General features: G+C 60.7%; 22 protein-coding genes, 1 tRNA gene and 1 pseudogene. 2 read left to right on the top strand and 22 right to left on the bottom strand.

What is annotated here, in order from left to right; translation table 11 throughout:
• Positions 1-104: 104 nt before the first annotated feature.
• The 12 genes and pseudogenes from rpoB to tuf all read right to left on the bottom strand — a co-directional run.
• Positions 105-4,241 (bottom strand): DNA-directed RNA polymerase subunit beta, encoded by a 4,137-nt coding sequence (rpoB, locus tag GC127_RS17295; RefSeq protein ID WP_081508336.1) that lies wholly within the window; start codon positions 4,239-4,241, stop codon positions 105-107.
• Between the two features lie 242 nt (positions 4,242-4,483).
• Positions 4,484-4,864 carry a 50S ribosomal protein L7/L12 gene (rplL, locus tag GC127_RS17290; protein WP_008282024.1) on the bottom strand — a complete coding sequence of 127 codons (381 nt, stop codon included), beginning with the start codon at positions 4,862-4,864 and terminating at the stop codon, positions 4,484-4,486.
• A 74-nt stretch (positions 4,865-4,938) separates the two neighbouring features.
• Positions 4,939-5,457, bottom strand: a complete 519-nt coding sequence (gene rplJ, locus GC127_RS17285; RefSeq protein ID WP_037298274.1) for a 50S ribosomal protein L10 — start codon at positions 5,455-5,457, stop codon at positions 4,939-4,941.
• 254 nt (positions 5,458-5,711) lie between these two features.
• Positions 5,712-6,410: a 50S ribosomal protein L1 gene (gene rplA, locus GC127_RS17280; RefSeq protein WP_008282022.1), complete on the bottom strand. Its 699-nt coding sequence runs from the start codon at positions 6,408-6,410 to the stop codon at positions 5,712-5,714.
• Position 6,411: 1 nt separating this feature from the next.
• Positions 6,412-6,837: a 50S ribosomal protein L11 gene (gene rplK / locus GC127_RS17275; RefSeq protein WP_008282021.1), complete on the bottom strand. Its 426-nt coding sequence runs from the start codon at positions 6,835-6,837 to the stop codon at positions 6,412-6,414.
• A gap of 141 nt (positions 6,838-6,978) precedes the next feature.
• The gene (gene nusG, locus GC127_RS17270) at positions 6,979-7,512 is read right to left on the bottom strand and encodes a transcription termination/antitermination protein NusG (protein ID WP_008282019.1); all 534 of its coding nucleotides are present in this window, start codon (positions 7,510-7,512) and stop codon (positions 6,979-6,981) included.
• Between the two features lie 191 nt (positions 7,513-7,703).
• Entirely contained in the window at positions 7,704-7,901 is a 198-nt protein-coding gene (gene secE, locus GC127_RS17265) for a preprotein translocase subunit SecE (RefSeq protein WP_008282018.1), read from the bottom strand.
• A gap of 96 nt (positions 7,902-7,997) precedes the next feature.
• Positions 7,998-8,582, bottom strand: a complete 585-nt coding sequence (locus tag GC127_RS17260) for a hypothetical protein (RefSeq protein WP_151979112.1) — start codon at positions 8,580-8,582, stop codon at positions 7,998-8,000.
• Positions 8,583-8,813: 231 nt separating this feature from the next.
• A tRNA-Trp gene (locus GC127_RS17255) sits at positions 8,814-8,889 on the bottom strand.
• An 85-nt stretch (positions 8,890-8,974) separates the two neighbouring features.
• Positions 8,975-10,213 carry a CoA transferase gene (locus tag GC127_RS17250; RefSeq protein WP_008282016.1) on the bottom strand — a complete coding sequence of 413 codons (1,239 nt, stop codon included), beginning with the start codon at positions 10,211-10,213 and terminating at the stop codon, positions 8,975-8,977.
• A 283-nt stretch (positions 10,214-10,496) separates the two neighbouring features.
• Positions 10,497-12,344: an ABC transporter ATP-binding protein gene (locus tag GC127_RS17245; protein ID WP_008282015.1), complete on the bottom strand. Its 1,848-nt coding sequence runs from the start codon at positions 12,342-12,344 to the stop codon at positions 10,497-10,499.
• A 71-nt stretch (positions 12,345-12,415) separates the two neighbouring features.
• Positions 12,416-12,541, bottom strand: a pseudogene (tuf, locus tag GC127_RS17240) (elongation factor Tu); the annotation flags it as partial.
• A gap of 1 nt (position 12,542) precedes the next feature.
• Here tuf and GC127_RS17235 point away from each other — a divergent pair.
• Positions 12,543-13,096: SIS domain-containing protein (locus GC127_RS17235; protein WP_151992580.1), on the top strand; the 554-nt coding region annotated here is incomplete at its 5' end.
• Between the two features lie 249 nt (positions 13,097-13,345).
• Positions 13,346-14,686: a phosphoglucosamine mutase gene (gene glmM / locus GC127_RS17230; protein ID WP_151979471.1), complete on the top strand. Its 1,341-nt coding sequence runs from the start codon at positions 13,346-13,348 to the stop codon at positions 14,684-14,686.
• 84 nt (positions 14,687-14,770) lie between these two features.
• On the opposite strand, the gene GC127_RS17225 is transcribed toward glmM, so the two are convergent.
• The 10 genes from GC127_RS17225 to gndA all read right to left on the bottom strand — a co-directional run bounded on the left by GC127_RS17225 (position 14,771) and on the right by gndA (position 26,241).
• Positions 14,771-16,189, bottom strand: a complete 1,419-nt coding sequence (locus GC127_RS17225) for a mannose-1-phosphate guanylyltransferase/mannose-6-phosphate isomerase (protein ID WP_151979472.1) — start codon at positions 16,187-16,189, stop codon at positions 14,771-14,773.
• A 233-nt stretch (positions 16,190-16,422) separates the two neighbouring features.
• On the bottom strand, positions 16,423-17,697 hold the full coding sequence (gene hflX, locus GC127_RS17220) for a GTPase HflX (protein ID WP_008283144.1): 1,275 nt from the start codon (positions 17,695-17,697) through the stop codon (positions 16,423-16,425).
• Positions 17,697-17,936, bottom strand: coding sequence for an RNA chaperone Hfq (gene hfq / locus GC127_RS17215; RefSeq protein WP_008283145.1), 240 nt, complete (start codon positions 17,934-17,936; stop codon positions 17,697-17,699). Before hfq ends, hflX begins: the two co-directional genes overlap by 1 nt.
• A gap of 143 nt (positions 17,937-18,079) precedes the next feature.
• Positions 18,080-19,600, bottom strand: coding sequence for a TrkH family potassium uptake protein (locus GC127_RS17210; RefSeq protein ID WP_081506342.1), 1,521 nt, complete (start codon positions 19,598-19,600; stop codon positions 18,080-18,082).
• Between the two features lie 4 nt (positions 19,601-19,604).
• The gene (gene trkA / locus GC127_RS17205) at positions 19,605-20,984 is read right to left on the bottom strand and encodes a Trk system potassium transporter TrkA (RefSeq protein WP_008283147.1); all 1,380 of its coding nucleotides are present in this window, start codon (positions 20,982-20,984) and stop codon (positions 19,605-19,607) included.
• A gap of 70 nt (positions 20,985-21,054) precedes the next feature.
• Positions 21,055-21,570, bottom strand: coding sequence for a DUF2478 domain-containing protein (locus tag GC127_RS17200; RefSeq protein ID WP_151979111.1), 516 nt, complete (start codon positions 21,568-21,570; stop codon positions 21,055-21,057).
• 16 nt (positions 21,571-21,586) lie between these two features.
• Complete coding sequence (locus GC127_RS17195; RefSeq protein WP_037298960.1) at positions 21,587-23,254, bottom strand: ribonuclease J; 1,668 nt, start codon at positions 23,252-23,254, stop codon at positions 21,587-21,589.
• Between the two features lie 6 nt (positions 23,255-23,260).
• Positions 23,261-24,031 carry a type III pantothenate kinase gene (locus GC127_RS17190; RefSeq protein WP_008283150.1) on the bottom strand — a complete coding sequence of 257 codons (771 nt, stop codon included), beginning with the start codon at positions 24,029-24,031 and terminating at the stop codon, positions 23,261-23,263.
• An 18-nt stretch (positions 24,032-24,049) separates the two neighbouring features.
• A complete protein-coding gene (locus GC127_RS17185) occupies positions 24,050-24,808 on the bottom strand; it encodes a biotin--[acetyl-CoA-carboxylase] ligase (RefSeq protein WP_151979110.1) in 759 nt (252 codons plus the stop codon).
• A 38-nt stretch (positions 24,809-24,846) separates the two neighbouring features.
• Complete coding sequence (gndA, locus tag GC127_RS17180; protein WP_151979109.1) at positions 24,847-26,241, bottom strand: NADP-dependent phosphogluconate dehydrogenase; 1,395 nt, start codon at positions 26,239-26,241, stop codon at positions 24,847-24,849.
• Positions 26,242-26,260 lie beyond the last annotated feature (19 nt).

Below are 26,260 nucleotides of genomic sequence, written 5' to 3'. Positions count from 1 at the left end.
TCCTTGAATTCGGGCGAGAGGAGGATGTGTGGCGCAGCAAACGGTGCGTTTTACCCACCCTACGTCGTGCCGTAGGGTGGGTGACAACGCACCATGCGATCCGCTTACTCATCCTCCTCCGCATCCAGGAGTTCCATGTTGAGGCCAAGGCCCCGGACCTCTTTGACGAGAACGTTGAACGATTCCGGGATACCGGCCTCGAAATTGTCCTCGCCTTTGACGATGCTCTCATAGACCTTGGTCCGGCCTGCCACGTCATCCGACTTGACCGTCAGCATCTCTTGCAGGGTATAGGCGGCGCCATAGGCCTCAAGTGCCCAGACCTCCATTTCCCCGAACCGCTGGCCGCCGAACTGGGCTTTACCGCCCAGAGGCTGCTGCGTGACAAGGCTGTAGGGCCCGGTCGAGCGTGCGTGGATCTTGTCATCGACAAGGTGATGCAGCTTGAGCAGATACTTGATGCCCACGGTCACAGGGCGCGAAAACTGCTCGCCCGTGCGCCCGTCGAACAGCACCGACTGACCGCTTGTGTCAAAGCCTGCACGCCGCAGGGCGTCGTTGACATCCGCCTCTTTCGCCCCGTCAAAGACCGGGGTGGCAATCGGCACACCGCTGGTCACGGTGCCTGCAGACTCGATCAGCGTGGTCTCATCCATGCCCTCGATCCCTTCGGCATAGACATCATCGCCATAAGCAATGCGCATAGCCTCGCGCACAGGGGTTAGATCGCCGGAGCGGCGATAGTCCTGCAACGCCTCGTCGATCTTGAGACCGAGCGAGCGCGCGGCCCAGCCCATGTGGGTTTCCAGAATCTGACCCACGTTCATCCGGCTCGGCACGCCGAGCGGATTGAGACAGATATCAACCGGTGTCCCATCCGCAAGGAACGGCATGTCCTCGATCGGGATCACCTTGGAGACCACACCCTTGTTGCCGTGACGACCGGCCATCTTGTCACCAGGCTGCAGTTTGCGCTTCACCGCGATAAAGACTTTGACCATCTTCATGACACCCGGCGGCAGATCATCGCCGCGACGGACTTTTTCGACCTTGTCTTCGAACCGTGCATCCAGCGTGCGCTTTTGCGCCTCATACTGATCATGCAGCGCCTCGACGATTTTGGCGTCGGCCTCGTCCTTGAGGGCAAGCTGCCACCACTGGCCCTTGGTCAGCGTCGAGAGCAACTCTTCGGTGATGTCCGAATTCGCCTTGACGCCCTTGGGGCCTTTGACGGCAACTTTGCCCATGATCAGAGTGCGCAGACGGGCATAGATGTTGCGATCCAGGATCGCCAGCTCGTCGTCGCGGTCGCGCGCCAGACGCTCGACCTCTTCGCGCTCGATCTGAAGCGCGCGCTCGTCCTTTTCCACACCGTGGCGGTTGAACACCCGCACTTCGACGACTGTGCCGTAATCACCCGGCTTGACGCGCAAGGAGGTATCGCGCACGTCGCTGGCCTTTTCGCCAAAGATGGCGCGGAGGAGTTTTTCCTCCGGCGTCATCGGGCTTTCGCCCTTGGGGGTGATCTTGCCCACAAGGATATCGCCCGGCTCAACGTCAGCACCGATATAGACGATGCCCGCTTCGTCGAGGTTGCGCAGAGCTTCCTCGCCGACGTTCGGGATATCGCGCGTGATCTCTTCCGGCCCGAGTTTTGTATCGCGGGCGGCGACCTCGAATTCCTCGATATGGATCGAGGTAAAGACGTCATCGCGCACGATCCGCTCGGAAATCAGAATCGAGTCTTCGTAGTTATAGCCGTTCCACGGCATGAAGGCCGTGATCACGTTCTTGCCAAGCGCCAGTTCGCCCATATCGGTGCAAGGACCATCAGCGATGACCTCGCCCTTCTGGACAGTATCGCCCACCTTGACCAGCGGCTGCTGGTTGATGCAGCTGTTCTGGTTCGAGCGCTGGAACTTGCGCATGCGGTAGATGTCCACGCCCGGATCGCCGATTTCAAGATCAGCGGTGGCACGGATCACGATCCGCTGTGCATCGACCTGGTCGATTACCCCGGCCCGTTTCGCCATGATGGCAGCGCCGGAATCGCGGGCAACGACGCCCTCGATACCGGTGCCGACCAGCGGCGCCTCGGCGCGCAGTGTCGGAACCGCCTGACGCTGCATGTTAGAGCCCATCAATGCGCGGTTGGCGTCGTCATTCTCAAGGAAGGGAATGAGCGAAGCCGCGACCGAGACAAGCTGCTTGGGGCTCACGTCGATCAGGTCCACACTCTCGCGCGGGGCGAGCATGTATTCGCCCGACTGACGGGTCGAGACCAGATCGTTAACGAACCGCCCGCCCTCGTCGAGATTGGCGTTGGCCTGCGCCACAGTGTGGCGCATCTCTTCTGTGGCGGACATGTACTGCACTTCGTCCGTCACCTGACCGTCGATCACCTTGCGATACGGCGTTTCGATAAAGCCATATTTATTGACCCGCGCAAAGGTGGCGAGGCTGTTGATCAGACCGATGTTCGGCCCTTCCGGCGTCTCAATCGGGCACATCCGGCCATAGTGGGTCGGGTGCACGTCGCGTACCTCAAAGCCCGCGCGTTCGCGTGTCAAACCGCCCGGCCCGAGCGCCGAAAGACGGCGCTTGTGGGTGACTTCCGAAAGCGGGTTGGTCTGGTCCATGAACTGCGACAGCTGCGAAGAGCCAAAGAATTCACGTACCGCCGCCGCTGCCGGCTTGGCGTTGATCAGATCCTGCGGCATCACCGTGTCAATCTCGACCGATGACATACGCTCTTTGATCGCACGTTCCATCCGCAGAAGACCAACGCGATACTGGTTCTCCATCAATTCGCCGACCGACCGGACCCGGCGGTTGCCGAGGTGGTCGATATCGTCAATATCGCCCTTGCCGTCACGCAGTTCCACCAGCGCCTTGACGCAGGCGACGATATCATCGCGATCCAAAGTACGCTGAGTATCCGGCTTATCGAGATTCAGACGCATGTTCATCTTGACCCGGCCCACGGCAGACAGGTCATAGCGCTCCGCATCAAAGAACAACGTATCAAAGAGCGCCGCCGAGGCCTCTTCGGTGGGCGGCTCGCCGGGGCGCATGACGCGGTAGATGTCCATGAGCGCGCTCTCGCGGTTCATGTTCTTGTCCGCTGCCATGGTGTTGCGGATGTAAGCGCCGACGTTGATGCCGTCGATATCGAGAACCGGAATGTCCGTGATCCCGGCGTCAAGCAGGTCTTGCAACGTGCCACCCGAAATCTCGCCATCCTTGCCATACTCAAGCGTCAGCTCATCGCCCGCTTCGACATAGATTGCGCCGGTCTCTTCGTCGATGATGTCGCGCGCCACGAACTTGCCAACGATATGCTCGAACGGCACCAAAAGCTCGGTGACATTGCCCTCGTCGATCAGCTGCTTGACCGCGCGCGGCGTGATCTTTTTGCTCGCTTCAAAGATCACTTCGCCGGTATTGGCATCAATCAGGTCATAGGTCGGACGGGTGCCGCGCACGCGCTCGGGGAAGAACTTGGTGACCCAGCCCTTTTTCTTTTTCAGCTTGTAATCAACGGTGTCGTAATAGGCATTCATGATGCCTTCTTGATCGAGACCAAGCGAATACAGCAGCGTTGTCACCGGCAATTTGCGGCGACGGTCGATACGGGCGAACACGATGTCCTTGGCGTCAAACTCAAAGTCCAACCACGACCCGCGATAGGGGATGATCCGGCAGGTAAACAGCAGCTTGCCCGAAGAATGGGTCTTGCCCTTGTCATGGTCAAAGAACACGCCGGGGCTGCGGTGCATCTGGGATACGATCACGCGCTCGGTGCCGTTGACCACGAAGGTGCCATTGGGCGTCATCAGGGGCATATCGCCCATGAACACGTCTTGTTCCTTGATATCCTTGACCGATTTGGCGCCGGTATCTTCGTCGATATCGAACACGATGAGACGCAGCTTGACCTTGAGGGGTGCTGCATAGGTCATGTCGCGCTGCATGCACTCATCGACGTCATACTTGGGCTTTTCCAGCTCATAGCTGACGAATTCCAGCACGCTGGTTTCGTTGAAATCCTTGATCGGAAAGACCGACTGGAAGACGCCCTTGATGCCCTCGCCGTCCTGCGGCTGGGGCTGGTCGCCGGATTTCAGGAACAGGTCATACGAGGATTTCTGAACCTCGATCAGATTCGGCATCTCCAGCACTTCGCGGATTTTGCCGTAATATCTGCGCAAGCGTTTCTGGCCAAGGAAGCTTTGAGCCATGGTCGATGTCACCTTTCATTTCTCACCGGTCGCGCGTGCTGTTGGGGCTCAGCACCGCGTCCATCCGAGACGGCTGGGTTTGATCCATTCATGGCCATCGTCCCAATGACAGCCTCCCGATCATATAAACCTCGCCTTAGAAAAGCCCCGTCTTGTGCAGGGCCTCTCTGAGACAGGTTTGGCCGGAACCGGGAAACCCCGGTTCCAGCCTTAAAATCCTGTGCGGGTTGCCCCGACACGGATTACTTGATTTCGACCTCTGCGCCAGCTGCTTCCAGCTTGGCTTTGATGTCGTCGGCCTCGTCTTTCGAGACTTGCTCTTTGACAGCTTTGCCGCCTGCGTCGACCAGGTCTTTGGCTTCTTTCAGGCCCAGACCGGTGATTGCGCGCACTTCCTTGATCACGTTGATCTTGGAGGCACCAGCCGACTTCAGGATGACGTCGAACTCGGTCTGCTCTTCAGCATCCGACCCGCCAGCATCGCCCGCCGGGCCAGCCATCATGATCGCGCCGCCAGCAGCGGGCTCGATACCATATTCATCCTTGAGGATGGTTTTCAGTTCTTGTGCTTCGAGAAGCGTCAGACCAACGATCTCTTCTGCCAGTTTCTTCAGATCAGCCATTTTTGACTCTTTCCGTTTTCTAGATGTGTTCCAACGTCGGGAAGACAACCCCTACGCGGTGATTACAGTTTGCCTTACGCGGCCTCAGCCTTTTCGATGATCGTCGAAAGGATGCCCGCGATATTCGAAGCAGGCGCGCCAATCGCACCGGCGATGTTCGAAGCAGGTGCGCCGATACAGCCCACGATCGAAGCAATAAGCTCTTCACGCGAGGGCATTTTCGACACGGCTTCGACGCCGGCCCGGTTCAGAGCCGTGCCACCCATGGCCCCACCAAGGATTTCGAACTTTTTGTTCGCCTTGGCAAAGTCCTCGCACACCTTGGCGGCTGCCACGGGGTCCTCGGAGAAGGTAAGCACGGTCATGCCCGTGAGGTAGTTCGCAATGCTTGCGCACGGCTTGCCCTCAAGGGCGATCTTGGCGAGCTTGTTCTTGGCTACACGAACTGATGCCTCTGCCGCACGGGCGCGGGCACGCAGATCCTGCATTTCGGCAACTGTAAGACCCGCGTAGTGGGCGACCACTACAACGCCAGAGCTTTCAAAGATCTGGCCGAGTTCCTCGACCACTTTCTCTTTCTGGGCTCTATCCACAGTTTCACTCCAAATTTGGGGGTCTCCCCCCGGCTCAGTTTTTGCCGCTCCCGAAGGGTCGGCGTTCGGGTCCAAAACACGGGTCCCGAGGCCAAGATCACCCGAGGACGCAAGCCCCGGCTGGAAATCTCATCTCGTTCCCCATCTCAGGAAGGATTTATTCAGGCGGATGCCTGAACCCTCCGTCTCGGACAGGACAAGGCCAAACTCGGCCTTGCCGTTTATCCCCGGATCAGTGATCCGGGAACAAATTCTTACTCGACAACAGCGCTGTTGACGTCGACCGTCACGCCTGCGCCCATGGTGGACGAGAGCGAGATTTTCTTGACGTAAGTGCCCTTGGCACCGGTCGGCTTGGCACGCTGCACAGCAGACACAAAGGCGCGCACGTTCTCGGCCAGTTTGGCCGCATCGAACGACGCCTTGCCAATACCGGCATGCACAACACCGGCTTTTTCGGCCTTGAACTGTACCTGACCGCCCTTGGCATCCTTGACCGCCTGCGCGACATCCATCGTCACCGTGCCAATCTTGGGGTTCGGCATCAGGTTGCGCGGGCCCAGAACCTTGCCCAGACGACCCACGATGGGCATCATGTCGGGGGTGGCGATGCAGCGATCAAAATCGATCTTGCCGCTCTGGATGGTCTCCATCAGATCCTCTGCGCCGACGATATCGGCACCGGCCGCCTGAGCCTCATCAGCCTTGGTGCCGCGTGCAAAGACTGCAACGCGCACGGTCTTGCCGGTGCCATTGGGCAGGCCGACAACGCCGCGCACCATTTGGTCGGCATGGCGGGGATCAACCCCGAGGTTCATCGAGATTTCGACGGTTTCGTCGAATTTAGCGGTCGCATTACCTTTGATCAGGGCAATCGCGTCTTCGACGCTCATGTTGTCCTTGCCGTCAAAGGCTTCACGCAGGGCGCGGGTCCGTTTTCCAAGCTTTGCCATCTTACTTCACCTCGATGCCCATGGACCGCGCGCTGCCCAGAATGATCTGCATAGCGGCGTCGATGTCGTTCGCGTTCAGGTCTTTCCACTTGGCTTCCGCGATTTCGCGCACCTGCGCGATGGTCACGGTGCCAGCGGACGCACGACCCGGGGTCTTGGACCCGGATTGCAGCTTGGCCGCTTTCTTGAGGAAGTAGGACGCAGGCGGCGTCTTGATCGCCAACTCAAAGGACTTGTCCTGATAATAGGAAATCACGACAGGGCACGGTGCGCCCGGCTCGAGATCCGCAGTCTTGGCGTTGAACGCCTTGCAGAATTCCATGATATTGATGCCGCGCTGACCCAATGCAGGGCCTACGGGCGGGCTGGGGTTGGCTTGCCCGGCTTTCACCTGCAGCTTGAGCGTCCCGATAAGTTTCTTGGCCATATGGCCTCTCCTTTTGGTCCAACACCATCGGGGCGCGCCCCTCTGGCTCTCGTGTTGTGTGGTGCGGTTCGGTGGCCGCGGCCACCTTACCTCCCACGGCTATGATCCGGGCCACCGTTAGGTGGCACCGGACAACCCAAATCACATCTGTTTCGTGACCTGAGTGAATTCCAGTTCAACCGGCGTTTCCCGGCCAAAGATCGACACCGAGACCTTGAGGCGCTGGTTGTCCTCGTCCACTTCCTCGACCATGCCGTCGAAATCCTCGAACGGGCCGTCGTTAACCTTAACCTTCTCGCCGATCTCGAAGTGGATCAGGGTGCGCGGGCTTTCTTCACCCTCTTGCACTCGGTTCAGGATCGCGTTCACCTCGGCGTCCCGCATCGGCATCGGGCGGCCCTGCGGCCCCAGAAACCCGGTCACACGGTTAATCGAGCTGATCAGGTGATAGCCACGATCCGACATCTCCATATGCACCAGCACATAACCGGGCATGAAGCGACGCTCGGCGGTCACTTTTTTTCCACGACGGATCTCGATCACCTCTTCGGTGGGAACCAGAACTTCGTCGATTTCATCCTCAAGGCCGTTCTCGGTGACGGACTGTCTGATTTGCTCGGCGATCTTCTTCTCGAAATTCGAGAGAACACTGACCGAGTACCACCGCTTTGCCATCGTCGCCCTATGCCTTTGTTCTTACCGATACAGTGATCGGATTTCCGTATTCTTTCAGACCCTTGAGCCTGCACCACCTAAAACAAAAATCGGCGCGCAACACGAATCGCCGCGCGCCATGTTTCAGAGTGTGGGGTCAACTACCCCTGATTGCCTGCGAATTCAAGAGCCTGAACAAGATTTTCGCCGTCTCAGCCGAACAGGCTCAGCACCCCTTGCAAACCACTACGGATGCCCAAGTCGACCAAAGCAAAGAAGATCGCCGTAATCGTGGCCATGATAAACACCATGACCGTGGTCAGCATCACCTCACGGCGGTTAGGCCAAACGACCTTGGCCACTTCCGAGCGGACCTGCTGAATGAATTGAACCGGGTTCGTGCGTGCCATCTGCGCTGTCTTCTCTGAATTTGATGCTCAGCGCGACATACGCGGGCTGGCCCGCGAATTCAAGGGCAGAAGGCAGCGGCCCCCTGCCCTGCTGTCTCAGCGTGTCTTGGGCGCGATCCGCTCGAACGGATCCGGACGATCGGCAAAAACATCAGGCTCTGGTTCGCGGCGCAGACGCAGTTCGGGCAAAGCGCGACGCTGTTCCAGCAAACGCGCCATCCGCCGCGTCACCCGCGACCGAAGATGCGTCATGCGTTCGGGGCCAAAGAGAGCATATCCGAGAAAGACCATCCAGAACCCGATGAACAAGGCGATCAACACCGGCATGGGCTGCCACAGGACCAAAGCGAAAGCGGCCAGCCATCCAGCATGATGCGGCTTCAGTTTTAAGGCACGAGGGCGCAAATTCGTAAGGCGCGAAAGAACGGCGGCGCGCCGTTTGGGCGTCTGCGCCCGAACCGGCTCCAGATGTTCAACAGGCACATGCGGCGCGAGGTCTGGAAGAACGTGCCGGCGTGTCTTGCGCCGCTCTTCTGTCAGAATTTCGCGAATTGTGGACATCGCATTTTCCACTGCCTGTTCGGTCGAGACAGCATCAGCGGGCGAACGACCCGGCAATTCGGAATTGTGATGTGAAAAATACGTCTTTTGGTTCGGAACCCGCGGCAAATGCGTTTCCATGGCAGCTATCCCCTATTTCTTCCACGCCCCCACGCGGATCGGTCTCAGTCCCCCCGGACGTCGAAACCGATTAATGGTCGTGATGGGGCGCAATTGCGGCAAAAACATGGCAAACCGCCGGCGAAAATGCGGCATGTCCAAATAAAACCGTATTTGAGGCTGATTTTAAGCACTTTTGACGCGCCCTGATCCACCTCAGGTCACGACAAACGGTCAACGCGTGTTGAAAATTGGCAGGGGCAGCAGGGTTCGAACCCGCGACCTACGGTTTTGGAGACCGTCGCTCTACCAGCTGAGCTATACCCCTAAGGCCGAGCGCCGGATTACGCCAGCTTGGACCGGGAATCAAGCGCCCTGAGGCGGATTTCGTCATGAAATCCACAATTTCCTGTTCAGGCGGCCGGACGTGCCCCGAAGCGGGGGCTTTGTACGACGCCAGTATCGAAAAGCTGCGCAATCTCTGTGTCGCTGAGGCCAGCCACATCGCCCAAAACTTCTTCGGTATGCGCGCCAAGTTGCGGCGCGGGTTGGGGTGCTGCTCTTTCATGGGCCGAAAATGCCGCAGGATGTCCGGGCACCGGAAACCGGCCCAAACCCGGCTGCATCAAGAGTTTGAACATAGGATTATCTTCGCTCAGATCCGGATCTTCGGCCAAAGCCTCGCGCACGGTTCGAAAAACCGACCAGGTCAGGCCTGCCGCATCAAACGCCTCGGCAAAACTGCTCAATTCGCGCGTCGCGAACCATGGGCGCAGGATCGCCGTGATCTCGCGGCGCAGGTGCCAGCGATTGCCCTCATCATTCAGATCGCGACCGCTGCGCGCGGCCAAGGCTGCCATCGCGGCCTCGGTGCCCGTGGCCTTGACCAGCCCACGCCATTGGCGATGGGTCAGACCGATCACCATCACCCGCCGCCCGCAAGCACAGACGAAATCCTGGCCATACGCCCCGTATAGCGCATTGCCCGACTTGCCGCGCTCCTTGTCATTGAGGGCGGCATCACCAATCAGCCCCAGATGCCCGATGGTGGCCGCTGCCACATCCTTGAGCGACAGTTCAACCTCTTGCCCCCTGCCCCGGCGCAAACGCTCGCGCTCTGCCGCCAAAAGCGAGGACACCACCAAGTGCCCCGCTGCAATATCCCAAGCGGGCAAGGCATGGGCCACAGGTTCGGGCCAGCCTACAGGCCCCGTCATCTCGGGTATCCCAAGGGCGGGGTTGACAGTGTAATCCACAGCCGGGCGACCGTGACGATCCCCCATGAGCGTGACCATCACCAAATCCGCGCGGTATTGGCTGAGGGTTTCATAATCCATCCAGCCGCGCACCCGCAGGTTGGTCAGGAAAAGGCCGGCATCCTCGCCCGGCGCAGTGATGATCCGCGTCACCAGGTCCTGCCCCTCGGGGCGGGTCATATCCACGGCGATGGATTTCTTGCCCTTGTTCAGCCCCGCCCAAAAGAGGCTTTGCCCAGACGGGGCCAGCGGCCAACGACCCGCATCAAGCCCGCCCCCCATGCGGTCAAACCGGATGACCTCGGCCCCCATCTGTGCCAGCGTCATTCCCGCCAGCGGCACCGCAACAAAGGCTGATCCTTCGACCACGCGCATTCCTTTGAGTATCCCGCCCATGCCGTGCCCTCCCGCGTGCCGGTCCCTGCACCGCGGCAAAAGGGCCGCATGCCGATATCACTTCAGACTGACAGGGATTGAAATAAAGTCAATATTTCAATGTCTTATGTGAATACAACGGTATGCCGCGCGGCCTTTGCTCCTGCAGCAAATCGGGCTGCGCTTGATTTTGATCGAGAATTCAAGGACCGGGGCGCGATCCGGCCTGCTGGTGCTGCACCTGAAAACCGTTTTCCACAGGTTGCAAGAGGCGCGGCAGAATGACCCACCACGCCGCTTTCCCTCAATCCATCAGGAAGCCGCCCGATTGCCGCGCCCAGAGACGGGCATAAAGCCCGTCCTGCGCCAGCAGTTGCGCATGCGTGCCCTGCTCGACGATTCGGCCCTCGTCCATGACGATAAGCCGGTCCATTGCGGCAATCGTCGAGAGGCGATGCGCGATTGCGATCACGGTCTTGCCCTGCATCAGTCGGTAAAGCTGTGTCTGAATGGCGGCCTCTACCTCGGAATCAAGCGCTGACGTTGCCTCGTCCAACACCAACAGCGGCGCATCCTTAAGCGCCGCGCGCGCAATCGCAATCCGCTGACGTTGCCCACCCGAGAGCTTGACGCCGCGCTCGCCCACATGCGCCTCTAGGCCCCTGCGTCCGCGCGCATCCTCCAGCCCGGCTATAAACTCCGTCGCCTCGGCCAGATCGGTGGCGGCGCGAATTTCGGCGTCGGTCGCATCGGGGCGGCCATAGGCGATATTCTCGCGCACGGACCGGTGCAAAAGCGCGGTATCCTGCGTCACCACGCCGATGGCCGCGCGCAGACTGTCTTGGGTCACCTGCGAAACATCCTGACCGTCGATAAGGATGCGCCCGCCGCTCAGGTCATGAAACCGCAGCAAGAGGTTGATGAGCGTCGATTTTCCAGCGCCAGAGCGCCCGACCAGCCCCACCTTTTCCCCCGGTGCCAGCGTCAGATCAAGACCGTCGATCACCGGCACCTTGCGTGTGCTGCTGCTGTCGTAGACAAAGCGCACCGCTTCGCAGCGCACGGCCCCCTTATGCACCATCAACGGCGTCGCCGTCGGGCTATCTTGCACCGTGCGCGGCATGGCAAGCGTGGCCAACCCGTCGCGCGCGGTGCCGACATTTTCGAACAGCGCGGCGAATTCCCACATGATCCAATGCGACATGTTTCCAAGCCGCAAGGCAAGCGGAATGGCCACCGCGAGTGCGCCAAGATCAATCCGCCCCTGCACCCAAAGCCAAAGGCCAAGCCCCGTGACCGCCCCGGTCAGCAGGGCATTGAGCAGGTTGACCGACATATCCTGCACCGCCACAAGACGCATTTGCCGATGCACGGTCTGAAGGAACCCATCCAAACCGGCGCGGGCATACGCCTCTTCGCGTGCAGCATGGCTGAACAGCTTGACCGTGGCGATATTGGTGTAGCTGTCAACAATCCGTCCCGTCATATCAGCCCGGGCATGCGCCTGTTCCTGTGCAACCCGCCCCAGACGTGGCACGATGACGCCCAAAAGAGCACCATAGGCCAGCGCCCAGATGGCAAAGGGTGCGGCAAGGCGGATATCTTGCGTTCCCGCCAGAACGAGCGTTCCGATGAAATAGGCCAGAATATAGACCGCCACATCCATCAGTTTCATCACGGTTTCCCGCACGGCCAAGGATGTCTGCATCAGCCGGGTGGCAATGCGACCGGCAAACTCTTCTTGGAAATAGCCCATCGACTGCCCCAAGAGCCAGCGATGCCCCTGCCAGCGGATGCGCTGCGGGAAATTGCCCATCAGTGTCTGATACATGATCAGCGCGCCCATGACGCTGAGCAGCGGCAGCACGATCAAAAGCAGCACGCCCATGCCGCCAAGGCGCGCGGCCTCTTCGCCCAGAAACCGCTCTGGTCCAAGCTCCGACATGCGATTGACCAGCGTGCCGAGATAGCCGAGCAGAACAATTTCAACAGCCGCAAACACCGCCGAGATCACCGACATTGCGATGAGCCATGGCGCCACAGGGCGCGCGTAATGCCATAGAAACGGCCAAAACCGCGCCGGCGGCTGGCTGGGTTGCAACGCGGGATAGGCGTCGATACGCGCCTCGAAATACTGAAAAATACGCTTCATATCCGACTCCGAAATGCAAAGGGGGCGCGCAGTGACCCGCACGCCCCCTGTCAGTCAGAGCGGATCAGACGTTACTCGATGATCTTCGACACGACGCCGGCGCCGACGGTGCGGCCGCCTTCGCGGATGGCGAAGCGCAGGCCGTCTTCCATGGCGATGGGCGCGATCAGCTCAACCGTGAACTTCAGGTTGTCGCCNGGGCGGAACGTCTGGCGGATCTCTTGTCCGGGCTGCGCGCCTTGCCCGCCACGTTCAATACCGCGATGGAACGCAACGAACAGATCAGAGCCATCGCGCGCCAGCTTGCGACTGCACCTAGTGCGCTGTTTCTCGGGCGTGGATTGATGTATCCACTGGCGCTGGAGGGTGCGCTGAAGCTCAAGGAAATCAGTTATATTCATGCCGAGGCCTATGCCTCGGGCGAGCTGAAGCATGGACCGATTGCGCTGATCGACGAGACGATGCCGGTCGTTGTTATGGCACCGAGCGATGCGCTGTTCGACAAGACCGTTTCCAACATGCAAGAGGTTATGGCGCGCGGCGGTCGTATCCTGCTGGTGTCGGATGCGCGGGGTGTGACGCAGGCAGGCGATTGCGTGTGGCAGACCATTACCCTGCCCGATACCGATCCCATTCTGGCACCCATCCTCTATGCCCTGCCCGCGCAGTTGATCGCCTATCACACCGCCGTGGCCAAAGGGACCGATGTGGATCAGCCTAGAAACTTGGCGAAATCTGTCACAGTCGAGTAAGAGCTAATGCGCTTAATCACATGCTTGAAAGATATCCGAATGGCTTTTAACTGATAACCATTCAAAGTAGATATCCTAGAACATTGGCTCTGGAAACAAAGGCGAGTTACCAAGGGCACTAAACCTTATTGGTTCCTGTTAGGCCTTAACGGTTTGAATATGTTTATATTTGACCACGCTAAACGTCACTTTGTTAGACTTTCGGGACGTAGGCTAACTTATGAGACCCATTACTTAGAGGTATGACTTGTGCGGAATAAACTTTTTGGGACGGACGGGGTTCGGGGGCAGGCGAATAGCTGGCCGATGACGGCGGATGTTGCCCTGCGGCTAGGAGCGGCAGCGGGCAGGTATTTCCGCCGCGACAAGCAAGAGCACCGCGTGGTGATCGGCAAGGATACGCGGTTGTCGGGCTATATGATCGAATATGCGCTGACGGCGGGCTTCACCTCGACGGGTATGAACGTGTTTCTGCTGGGGCCGGTGCCGACGCCGGCGATTGGGTATCTGACGCATAGTTTGCGGGCCGATGTGGGGGTGATGATCTCGGCAAGTCATAATCCGGCTTCTGACAATGGAATTAAGCTGTTTGGGCCGGATGGCTACAAGCTGAGCGATGAGGCGGAAGCGGAGATCGCGCAACTGCTGGAAGGAGGAGCGCGGCTGGCGGCACCAGAAAATATTGGCCGGGCCAAGCGGATCGACGATGCGCGCGGGCGCTATGTGGAATATGCCAAGACCACTTTTCCGCATCGCCGGCGGCTGGAGGGGCTGCGGATCGTGCTTGATTGCGCGAATGGCGCAGCCTATCGCACAGCCCCTGAAGTGCTGTGGGAGTTGGGTGCGGAGGTGATCACGATGGGGGTTGAGCCAGACGGTTTCAACATCAACCTCGATTGCGGATCGACCAAGCCGCAGGCGGCTGCGCGCCGGGTTCTGGAGACGCGGGCCGATCTGGGCATCTGTCTGGATGGCGATGCCGACCGGGTTGTGTTGATTGATGAGCAGGGCCAGATCGCTGACGGGGATCAGTTCATGGGGCTGATTGCCACGCGCTGGGCACGTGAGGGGCGTTTGGCGGGCAATGCGCTGGTGGCGACGGTGATGTCCAATCTGGGGCTAGAACGGCATCTGGAGGCGCAGGGCATTGCCCTCAAGCGCACGGCGGTGGGGGATCGCTACGTGGTTGAAGAGATGCGTGCGGGTGGGCACAATCTGGGAGGAGAGCAATCGGGCCATGTCGTGATGACCGATTATGCCACCACTGGTGACGGTTTGATCGGCGCGCTGCAGTTTCTGGCGGCGATGGTCGAGACGGGCGAGCGCGCCAGCCGTCTGGCGCAGGTGTTCGAGCCCGTGCCACAGAAGCTGATCAATGTGCGCTTTGCCAAGGGCAAGGACCCGATGAAAACCGACGCGGTGCAATCCGCTATAGCGGCGGCTGAGAAGCTCTTGGGCGGCGATGGGCGGCTCTTGGTGCGTCCTTCGGGGACAGAGCCAATGATCCGGGTGATGGTGGAGGCGCTCAATCCGGCGGTGCTGCATCAGGTGATGGACGCGGTCGTGGGCGCGGTGCGGCAGGAGAGTTGAAAGGCAAAAAAACTGACTTCAACAGTCATAAAAATTTATATTTCAATTGGATAACTCGCTTACAAAATACTTACCAGTAACTGATCAACGCGCGTAGAAATCCTCATAGCGGATGATGTCATCCTCGCCCAAGTAAGATCCGGTCTGCACCTCGATCAGCACCATTGGCACCTTGCCGGGGTTCTCCATCCGGTGCACCGCGCCCAAGGGGATATAGACCGATTGGTTCTCGCTCACGAGCTTGACCACTTCATCCACGGTCACTTTGGCGGTGCCTTCCACCACGATCCAGTGTTCAGAGCGGTGGTGATGGCTTTGAAGGCTGAGGGCGGCACCGGGGTGAACATGAATGCGCTTGACCTGAAACCGCTCGCCGATCACCAAGCTCTCGAACCAGCCCCAAGGGCGGTGATCCTTGGGGAAACTCTCGGCCTGTTTGCGCCCCTTGGCCTTGAGCGCGGCGACGGCCTGTTTCACATCCTGCGCCCGGCTGACATGCGCCACCAGAACCGCATCGGACATCGCCACCGTGATGATATCGTCAAGCCCGATCCCCACCACCTCAAGCCCTGCGTCTTCGGACCGCAAAAGCGTGTTGTCGCAATCAATCGCCGTGGCATGGCCAGAGGTCGCAACGCCGCGTTCATCCGGCCCGGTTTCCCGCCAGACCGCATCCCATCCCCCCAGATCCGACCATCCGGCAGCAAAGGGAATGACCGTAAGGTTGCGCGCCTTTTCCATCACCGCATAGTCGATCGAGATATCCTCGGCCGCGCCCCAAGCCTCGGGATCAAGGCGATAAAAGCCCAGATCAGGGGTGGTCTTTTCAACCGCAGCCTCGACCGGTGCCAAGAGCTGCGGCGCATGGGCCCGGAATGCATCAAGGATGGTTGCCGCCTTGAAGAGAAAAATCCCCGCGTTCCACAGATATGTGCCCTCTGCCAGCATCGCCGCTGCTGCCTCGGCATTCGGCTTTTCAACGAACCGCTTGAGGCCGATGGGGCGCGGGGCCAGATCGCCGGGCACGCCGTCAAGTTCCAGATAGCCATAGCCGGTTTCGGCATGCGTGGGCTTGATCCCGAAGGTCACAAGCTGCCCCGCCTGCGCAGGCCCGACACCCGCCGCGACCGCCTGTCGAAACGCCTCGGGATCGGGCACGACATGGTCTGAGGGCGCGACAAGCATCAGCGCCTCCGGGTCTTGGCGTGCCTGCCAGAGCGCCGCTGCCAGAACCGCAGGCGCCGTATTGCGCCCCGAAGGCTCGATCAGAACCGCGCCCGGAGTGATCCCGATATCGTCCAGTTGCTCGCCCACGATAAAGCGGAAATCGGCATTGGTCAGCACCATGGGGGCCGCAAACTCTGGACCAGACAACCGCTGTGCCGAAGCCTGAAACAGCGTGACATCGCCCAAGAGCGCCACAAATTGTTTAGGATAGGATTTGCGAGACAAAGGCCACAGCCGTGTGCCAGAGCCGCCGCAAAGGAGAACCGGAGTAATCATCTGATATCCTTTTCAATCCCGACTTAAATCACCAGAGGTATCCCCAATCCGGCACGGTCTATCAAGGCGAAACTTGGCACTTGGCACGTTGAGCGGACCGAAAGCCGCCCCTGTTTCAGATGCGCCGCGCGCGCGACCTTTCAGGCTGGGATCTTGAAGGGTGAGAAAACACCGCCGGTCACGTGGCCGCTGGCGTCGCCACGCACGGCCCCGCCCCTGCCCCGCCCTTGTCGTTACAAAGCGCGAAAGCGCGCCTCTTGCCGCGCGGTCCAGCGCACGGTCAGATCAAAGCCGTCTTCGGTCTGTGTCTCGGCTTCGACCAGCTCTTTTTCAAAGAGCCATGCGCGTTTGCGCCCTTCGGCAAAGCGCAGATGCACCTCTGTCAGATGCGTTACATCAGACAGCTTGTCCCCAATGGCCGAAATCAGATCACTGAGCCCCTGCCCCGAGATCGCGGAAATCGCGATGACATCCTCTTGCCGGGCCGCTTGGGTCACGGCAGCGGCGCGTGCATCCTCCGGCAAGCGGTCGATCTTGTTCCAGATTTCGATCTGGGGTGTCTTGTCGCTGACCCCGAGACTCTCGAGAATTGTCGCCACGTCGCGCGACTGCGAGACAGTTTCGGGATGCGAAATATCGCGCACATGACAAATGAGATCCGCTGACAGAACCTCTTCCAATGTCGCGCGAAAGGCTGCGACCAATTCGGTGGGCAGATCGCTGATAAAGCCCACGGTATCGGACAGGATCACCTCTGGCCCGCCTTCGGGCAGGTTGACGCGGCGCATGGTCGGATCGAGCGTGGCAAAGAGCATATCCTTGGCCATCACATCCGCCCCCGTGAGGCGATTGAAAAGCGTGGATTTGCCTGCGTTGGTATAGCCGACAAGCGCCACCACCGGAAATGGCACCTTGGCACGCGCGGCGCGGTGCAGGGTGCGGGTCTTGGCCACCTTTTCCAACTGACGCCGCAGGCGCACAAGCTGATCATCAATCGCGCGGCGGTCCGCCTCGATCTGCGTCTCGCCGGGGCCGCCCACGAACCCAAGGCCACCGCGTTGCCGTTCAAGGTGGGTCCAAGCGCGCACAAGGCGCGTGCGCTGATAGCTCAGCGCTGCCATCTCGACTTGCAGCACGCCTTCGCGCGTTGCCGCGCGGTCGCTGAAAATTTCCAAAATCAGCCCGGTGCGATCCAGCAGCTTGACGCCCCAAGCCTTTTCCAGATTGCGCTGTTGCACCGGCGTCACGGGGCCGTCGACCAACACAAGCTCGACCTCAGCGGCCTCCATCGCCTGATGCAGCTCTTCCAACTTGCCCTTGCCAAAGAGACGCCCCGCATCCGGTTTGCGCAGGCGCACCGTATCGGCACCGACCACGTCGATATCCGGCAAAGCATGGGCAAGGGCCACAGCCTCTTCCAACGCCAAGGCGGGATCACGGGCGCGGTTGGCACCGTCAATTTCGGGGTGGATGACCCAAGCCCGGGTTATCGGGCGCGCGTGGTCCATCAATTGGCGTCGTCACCATCGTAGAGGTTGACAGGCTGCGACGGCATGATGGTTGACACCGCGTGCTTGTAAACAAGCTGCGATTGCCCATCCCGGCGCAGCAGGATGCAGAAATTGTCAAACCATGTGATCACGCCCTGCAACTTGACCCCGTTGATCAGAAAGACCGTCACAGGAATCTTGGTCTTGCGGACCTGATTGAGAAATGCGTCCTGTAAATTTTGTCGATCAGAAGCCATGCGTCTTCCTGCCTTTTTTTATTGCGCGCACCGCGAACCGGCGCGAGGGGTCTTGCGTACAATCAGAGTATGTCTTGCCCGTGCAAGAGTTTCCAGCCCAAAAATAAAATCGTTCCAAACTGCGGCGGAGAGTTGCACCCGCGTCAATCCCGCCAGATGGAGGGGTTAAGCAAGGCGATAAGGGCCAATGTTTCAAGCCGTCCAAGCACCATGGCCATAGCATAGATCATCTTGGCGGCATCGCTCAACTCGAGCAGGCGAATGGGCGTGTCGCTTGCGGTCAAGATCAGGGGGCCCGTAGTTGAAAGCCCGGAAATCGCCAGAATCAGCGCCGCGTCAAACCCCTGCCCGGCAAGCGCCAAAAGAGCTGTGACAAAGGTCAGTGACATGGCGAAGAGCATGAAAAAGATCCACGCGATATAGGCCCCCTGCCGGCGGATCCGCCGCCCGACACCGGTTGCCCGCCCGACCGACGAAGGATGCACCAGACGCTCGGTTTCGCGCCGGGCGTGCAAGTAGAGCGCGTAGACCCTGAGAAGTTTGACCCCGCCCGCCGTGGTGGCCACCCCGCCCCCCACCAGCGATAGGCCCAACAGGATCAGGCCGGGCGTGCCAAGACCCGACCAATCCCGCGCCTCCTGCCAATCGGCGCTTTCAAAGCCGGTGGTCGACAGGAAGGACAGCACGGTAAAGACCGCGCCCCACAAGGCCCGGAGCGCCAAGCGCCAATCAGACGTATCCTCGACCCCCAGAGTGGCGATCCAGTGGCGCAGAAACAGGATCAATGGCACCCCAATGAGCAAGACAACTCCCAGCCGAAACTCTGGATCGTTGACCACGCCCGGACGCATCGACGTAATCGTGTCCGAGGAAAACGTGAGCCGTGACAGGGAAAAGAAGAAAAACAGGAAGACCGCGAATTCCCCGGCAAAGCCCGAAGTGCCGTTCTGCAAGCCGCCAATCGAGGAAATTCCGCTTGTTGCCATGGTCGACATCGCGTGCACCGCCGCGACAAAGGCCCGCTCTCCGCCCACCAGAAGACAGATCCAGAGCGCCGCAGTCAGGCCGATATAGACCGGGGCAAGCACCCGTGTGGATTGCGCCAACCGTTTGGCGGGGCTCGCCCGCTCGAACCGGCCCAGAACAGTCTCATCCTGTCCCGGCTCGCCGCGGGCCGTCACCTCGAACCCGCCAAGATTGAGCGGGGCAAGCACCGCCGACGCCGAAATCCAGAGCAACAGCCCCCCACCCCAGCCCACCAGCGCGCGCCACAGATGCAGGCTATCCACCAAACGTCCCGGCGTGCCAAAGAGCGTGGCCCCGGTGGTGGTGAAGCTCGAGACCATCTCGAAATAGGCATTGAGAAAGGTTGTGTTCCGCACGCCGCTGTAAAACGGAATCGCCAGAAATACCGGCAAGAGCACATAGGCCAGCAAGAGCGACATCAGGTTTTGGGTGTCGCTCATCCGCTGATCGGACCGTCCCGACAGCGCCAGCCCTATGGTGATCACCAGTGCAAAGCCGATGGTGCCTGAAAAAGCAAAGGCCTTGCCGACCCCACTAAAGCCACGCATGCCCGCATCTATCGCAGGCAGATACATCATCAATGCGGCAATCCCGGCGAGGATCAGGATGAGCGGGAATGTCAGCAGCCGGGCAATCATCGGATCAGAAAAAGTCGATCGAGACCTGCAACAGCTGCTCGACCGCCGCCACATCCGCCGCCATTGCAAAGATCACGATCACATCGCCCGCCTCAACCCTCAGACCGCCTGCGGGTTTGTGTATTTTGCCGCCCTTGCGCACGGCCCCAACCAGCACACCCTCTGGAAAGTCGATATCACGAATCGCCGCCCCGGCGATGGAGGAGGTCGACATGACTTCGGCCTCGATCACCTCGCCTTCGGCATCCCCGATGGAATAGACGCCGCGCACCTTGCCGTGGCGAATGTGGCGCAGAATCGAGCTGACAGTGGTGGCGCGCGGGTTGATATAGGCGTCAATGCCCAACGACTCGAGCAGCGGCACCATGGTGGGATCGTTGATCAGCGCCACGGCAAAGGGGCAGCCTTCGGATTTGGCACGCACGGCGGCCAGCATATTGGTTTTGTCATCATCGGTCACAACCAGCACCGCATCGGCGCGGGCAATCCCTGCCTCGGCCAATAGCGCGGAATTCAGGCCATCCCCGTTCAGCACGATGGTCCGCTCCAGCGCATCCGCCGCGCGCTCGGCCTGAGGGCGGCTTTTCTCGATCACCTTGGCCCGGACACGCCCGCCGGGCCGCGTTTCCAGCGCTTGGGCCACGGCAAGGCCAATATTGCCGCCGCCGATGATGACCACCCGCTCTTGTTTCTTTTGCGACTTGCCGAACACTTCGAGCGTGCGCGGCACGTCTTCGATGGGGGCAAAAAGATAGCACTCGTCGCCCGCAAAAAGCTGATCCCCCGCTTCCGGCGCGAAAAGCCGCCCCTCGCGGCGCACGGCCAGAACCACCACCCTGAGGGTCGAGAAGAGATCGCTCAATTGCCGCAACGGCGTGTTGAGCACTGGGCAATCTTCTTCCAGCCGAATACCCATAAGCTGCGCCTGCCCGCCCATGAAAAGCTCGGTATCAAAGGAGGCGGGCGAGGCAAGCCGTTGCAGCGCCGCCTGCGCCACCTCGCGCTCGGGGCTGATCACCACGTCGATGGGCATGTGATCGCGGCGGTATAGGTCTGAATAAATCGCATCGAGATAGGATTGGCTGCGAAGGCGCGCGATCTTGCGGCTGATGCCAAAGACCGAATGCGCGACCTGACACGTGACCATATTGACCTCGTCCGAATAGGTCGCGGCAATGATCATGTCGGCGTCGCGAGCGCCTGCACGGTCGAGCACGTCGGGATAAGAGGCAAAGCCCGTTATCCCCTGCACATCGAGCGTATCGGTGGCCCGGCGCACCAGATCGGGATTGTTGTCCACGACCGTGACGTCGTTGCGCTCTCCCGACAGATGCCGCGCAATCTGCCAACCGACCTGACCGGCGCCGCAGATGATGACCTTCATCGTCCTTGCCTCATCGTGACTGAACCTGCTGCATGACAGATGCCCCCCGCCCGGTCAATTGCGTTCTAGGTCAGGCACAGGCCTCGCGTGCTGTCCTGTCGAACCAATCGAGAATATGCACAAGGTCGGGGCTGAGCGCCTCGGCGATCCCGTCGGAAAAGGCAACAAGATGCGGCGCGTTGAGCCGGTTCGCCCCGACCAGAACCGGCACGTTTAGGCTCAGCGCCTCGGCGATGAGCGTGCGAAACCCGCGCCCCTCGGCCTCGTGCTTGCCGAATTTGTTGACGATCAGCAAATCACAGCCCTCTGCCAGCCGCGCCTCGGCGGCAGCCACCGCCAATTCCAGCGCAGATGGATCAAGCCGACAACCCCGCGCGCCCGGCCCCAAACTTTGCGAAATGCGGATCACCGGCCCATCGGGCAGCACCTCGACATCCATGTCGCAGGGGCGATCCGCGCCGCAATTGGTGTTGACCTGCACCGTGCCACACAGGCGCAGGCCCCGCGCGCGGGCCGCACGCGCCACGTCATGCAGCAAGAGATCGGTTTCCCCGCGCCCCTCTGCTATGACATAGCCGATCCGCATCCGCGCGCCGTCCCGTTTACGCCGTGAGGCGGCTGATGACGACCGTCACCTCGGGCCGCTTGCCGATTTCGGTCTGCGTGCTCTGGCGCGCGGTCCGGCGCAGCCCCTCTTCCAGCTTGTCGTCATTGGTCAGCATCTTGGCCCCGGCCCGGCCCATGAACTGCGACAGGTCCTCTTCCAGCACATCGACCAGCGGCGCGTTGGAGCGCCCGGTTTCTGCCAGACCCATGATCTCGACCCAAGGATCACCCAAGGGTTCATCCTCTTCATCCAAGATGACATTGACCATGACATGACCGTTCAGCGCCATGCGAATACGGTCGCGCACCACGCCATCCATCGCGCCGACCTGCACCGAACCATCCAGATAGGTGCGCCCGGTCTCGATATATTCAGCCACCTTTGGCGCATTGCCGCTGAGGTCGATCATCATGCCGTTGACCGCCAGCACCCCCTTGAGCCGGTTGGCATTGGCCAGCTTCACATGCTCGCGCAGATGCCGGTGCTCGCCATGCATGGGGATCACCATCTGCGGCTTGATCAGCTTGTGCATCTCATCCAGATCGGGCCGGTTGGCATGGCCCGACACGTGATAGCGGTCGTCGCCCTCGATCACATCGACGCCCATCTCGGAAAACTGGTTGATGATCCGGATCACGCCGCGCTCATTGCCCGGAATGGTCTTGGAGGAGAACAGAAACGTATCGCCCTCTTTCAGGGTGATGCCGTTGTATTTGCCATTGGCCAGTTGCGCACTGGCGGCGCGCCGCTCGCCCTGAGAGCCGGTGACGATCAGCATCAGGCTGTCACGCGGGACATTCCCCGCCTCTTCCGGGCTGATGGTCTTGGGAAATCCGGTGAGCACGCCGGTTTCCTGCGCCGCCTCGATCATCCGCTGCATGGCGCGCCCCATCAGACAGACGGAGCGCCCCGCCCGCACGCCGGCCTCGGCCAGCGATTTCACGCGTGCGACGTTGCTGGCAAATGTGGTGCACACAAACAGCCCCTTGGAGGCCGCGACCAGATCGGTGATCGGGCCGCCCACGGTGCTCTCAGAGCGGCCTTCGTGATGGCTGAAGACATTGGTGGAATCGCAAACCAGCGCCTTGACCCCCGGCTCGGACAAGCTGGCCCAGAGATCACGATCAAAGGGTTCGCCGACCACCGGGTTGACATCAATCTTGAAGTCGCCGGTATGCACGATCCGCCCACCGGCGCTGTCGATCACCAGACCAGAGCTTTCGGGGATGGAATGCGAAATCGGCACGAAACCCACGGTAAAGGGACCGGCCTTGACGGTGGCAGGCCATGTCGAGGCGATATGGACCGCCTTTTCAGGGTTGCCATGTTCCTGCATCTTGCGGCGCGCGATATTGGCGGTAAAGGCGCGGGCATGGATCGGCGCGCCAAGGCGGGCATAGTAATGCGCGACAGCGCCCACGTGATCCTCATGGGCGTGAGTGATGAAAATCGCCTCTAGCTGCCCTTTGCGCGCCTCAAGCCAAGAGATGTCTGGCAGGATCAGATCGACGCCCGGCGTGCCGTCCATATCCGGAAAGGTCACGCCCAGATCGACAAGGATCAGCCGCTCCTTTCCCGGCTTGCCATAGCCGTAGACATAGGCGTTCATACCGATTTCGCCCGCCCCACCGAGGGGCAGGTAGATTAGTCGTTCACTGCTCATGGGGCGTCAGCCCTCCTTGTTATACGCATGGATGACGGTCAGACCGTGCATCGTCAAATTGTCCTCGAACATGTCGAACACGTCCGTGCCCTGCTGGAAGAGAGGTGCCAGCCCACCCGTTGCGATCACCGTCATGGTGCGGCCACGCTCGGCCTTTATCCGGTCACATAGCCCATTGATCAGCCCGACATAACCCCAGAATACACCCGACTGCATGCAATCCACCGTATTGGTGCCGATCACCCGTTCGGGCCGGGTCACGTCAATATGTGGCAGGGCCGCCGCCGCCTCATGTAGGGCTTGCAGCGAAAGATTCACGCCCGGCGCGATCACCCCGCCGATATAGGCCCCATCGCTGTCGACCACATCAAAGGTGGTCGCGGTGCCAAAATCGACCACGATGAGGTCACCGCCGTAAAGGTCAAACCCCGCCACCGTGTTGACCAGCCGGTCAGGCCCCACCTGCGTGCCCGTATCCACCCGCACATCGACCGGCAGGCGGCACTCGGGCTTGCCCACAACCAATGGGCGGCAATTGAAATAGCGGTCCGAAAAGACCCTCAGGTTGAACACGACCCTTGGCACGGTAGAGGAAATGATCACCCCGCTTATATCGGCTTTTATACCATAGTGATGCAGCAGAGTCTTGAACCAGACGAAATACTGATCAGCCGTGCGCTGATGATCCGTCGCGGTGCGCAGCGTGCACAAAAACGTCTGTCCGTCCCAGATGGAAAACACCGTGTTTGTATTGCCGCAATCAATCGCCAAGAGCATGTGGCCGGTCCCTTTCCGTCAAAAGAACACCTCGGCGGCGGCAATCGCCTGTCGCCCTTGCGCGGTCAATAGAACAAGATTGCCCGCTTCGTCCACCGTCTCGAACTGGCCCTCGTACACCTCGCGCGTGGTGCGGGCGGTGATGACCTCGCCCAAACGCGCTGCCCGTGCCAGCCATGCGGTGCGGATGGGGGCAAACCCATAGGTGACAAACTGCGCCTCGGCCCGCGCATAGGCGGGCGCCAACAGATCCAGAAACGCCTCTGGGTCGATCGCGATGCCGGTCTCGGACAGGAGGGAAACAGGGCGTAGCGCGCCCGGTTCGACCTCGGACACCTCGGGCGCGCTGTGCAGGTTCACCCCGATGCCGATGGCGAAATGGCTAAGGCTGCCGCCTGCCCCGGCGCTTTCAAGCAAAATCCCCGCCAGCTTGCCACCGTTCAAGAGCACATCATTGGGCCATTTGAGGGCAAAAACCTCGGCTTGGCCCGTTGCCGCCACCAACGCATCAAAAAGCGCGAGAGACGCCACGAAAGAGCGGAGCGCCACGCGGTCCGGGCTCTCGGTCGGGCGCATGACCAGCGTCGCCGCGAAATTGCCCGCCGGATTGGCCCAAACGCGGCCGCGCCGCCCGCGTGCGGCTGTTTGCTGATGCGCCAATATCCACTCTGGCCCCGCCAGATGCGGCGCAAGGCGCGCCGCCTCAGCATTGGTGCTGTCCACTGACGCCAGCACACGGCGGCCATAGCCCTGGGGCCAGTCCGATCCCTGATCCATCTTTGCTTGCTCCAATTATCAGAAAAAACCGGGTCGCCCTAATCCCACCAAGGGCCGTGATGCAGACCCGCGCGCCCGAGGCGCTCGAATCCGTGACGCCCGAACATATCGCGCTGCGCCTGAATGATATTGGCGCTGCCATGGCCGAGCCGCATGCTGTCATACCAAGCCAGCCCCGCCGAAAGTACCGGCACCGGGTGGCCACCATGGACCGCACTGCACACGACCTGCCGCAGCGCGGGAAGGCAGCGCGCCAAGGTCTGCGCAATCTCGGGGGCAAGGATCAATTCGCCCTGCGGCAAATCCCGGTCAAACGCATTTGCGATATCATCCAAAAGCGCGGAACGGATGATGCACCCAGCCCGCCAGATGCGGGCAATGGTTGCCAGATCAAGGCCCCAGCCATAGGCATCCGACGCCGCCGAGAGAATGCGAAACCCTTGGGCATAGGTCAGCAGGCGCGCGGCCAGAAACGCCTCGGCCAGAACCTCGGGCGTGTCATCAAACGCGCCAACAGCGCCACCAAGGATCGCCTCGGCCCGCTGCCGTGTGGGTTTTTCCGAGGACCAGCCCCGTGCCCCTACCGCCGCCTCGATCATGCTGGCCGATTGCCCCAGACGCAGCGCCTCGATCACTGTCCAGCGCCCGGTGCCTTTTTGCCCCGCCGCGTCCTTGATCACATCCACCATGGGATGCCCGGTCTCGGGATCGGTATAGGTCAAGAGCCGCGCCGTGATCTCGACCAGATAGGATTTGAGCGGTCCAAGGTCCCAGGCGGCAAAAAGCGCGCCGATCTCAGCAGGCGGCAGGGCCGCGCCATTGCGCAACAGGCTGTAGATTTCGGCAATGACCTGCATATCGGCATATTCGATGCCATTATGCACCGTCTTGACGAAATGCCCCGCCCCGTCCGGCCCCAAATGCGCGACGCAGGGGATACCATCATAGCGGGCAGCGATGGCCGTCAAAATCGGTTCCAGCTGCGCCCAGCTATGATCACTGCCGCCCAGCATCATCGAGGGGCCGTGCCGCGCGCCCGCCTCGCCGCCCGAAACACCCAAACCCACGAAATGCAGATCGCGTTCGGCCAATTGCGCAGCGCGGCGGCGGGTGTCGTGGAAATCGGCATTGCCGCCGTCGATCACGGTATCACCGGGGCTGAGCAGCGGGGTGATCTGCGCCAGCATGGCATCCATCGGCGCGCCCGACGGGATCATGAAGAGGATGACGCGGGGGGTGTTCAACGCCGCCACAAACGCCTCGAGCTGCTCATGCGGGTGCAACCGGACCGCAAGATCGCACGCCTCTGTCATGAAGGGCGCGATCCAGTCCACCTCGCGATTGGTCACGGCGACGTCAAACCCGTGCGCGGCGATGTTCAGCGCCAAGGCGCTGCCCATGGTGCCCAACCCATAGATGCCAATCTGCGCCATGCGTTCCCCTGCTATCGCT

Source organism: Roseovarius sp. EC-HK134 (assembly GCF_902498815.1).
In the GTDB taxonomy this organism is placed as follows: domain Bacteria; phylum Pseudomonadota; class Alphaproteobacteria; order Rhodobacterales; family Rhodobacteraceae; genus Roseovarius; species Roseovarius mucosus_A.
The sequence above is the reverse complement of the archived record's forward strand: the minus strand, read 5'-3'. Positions and strand labels throughout refer to the sequence as shown.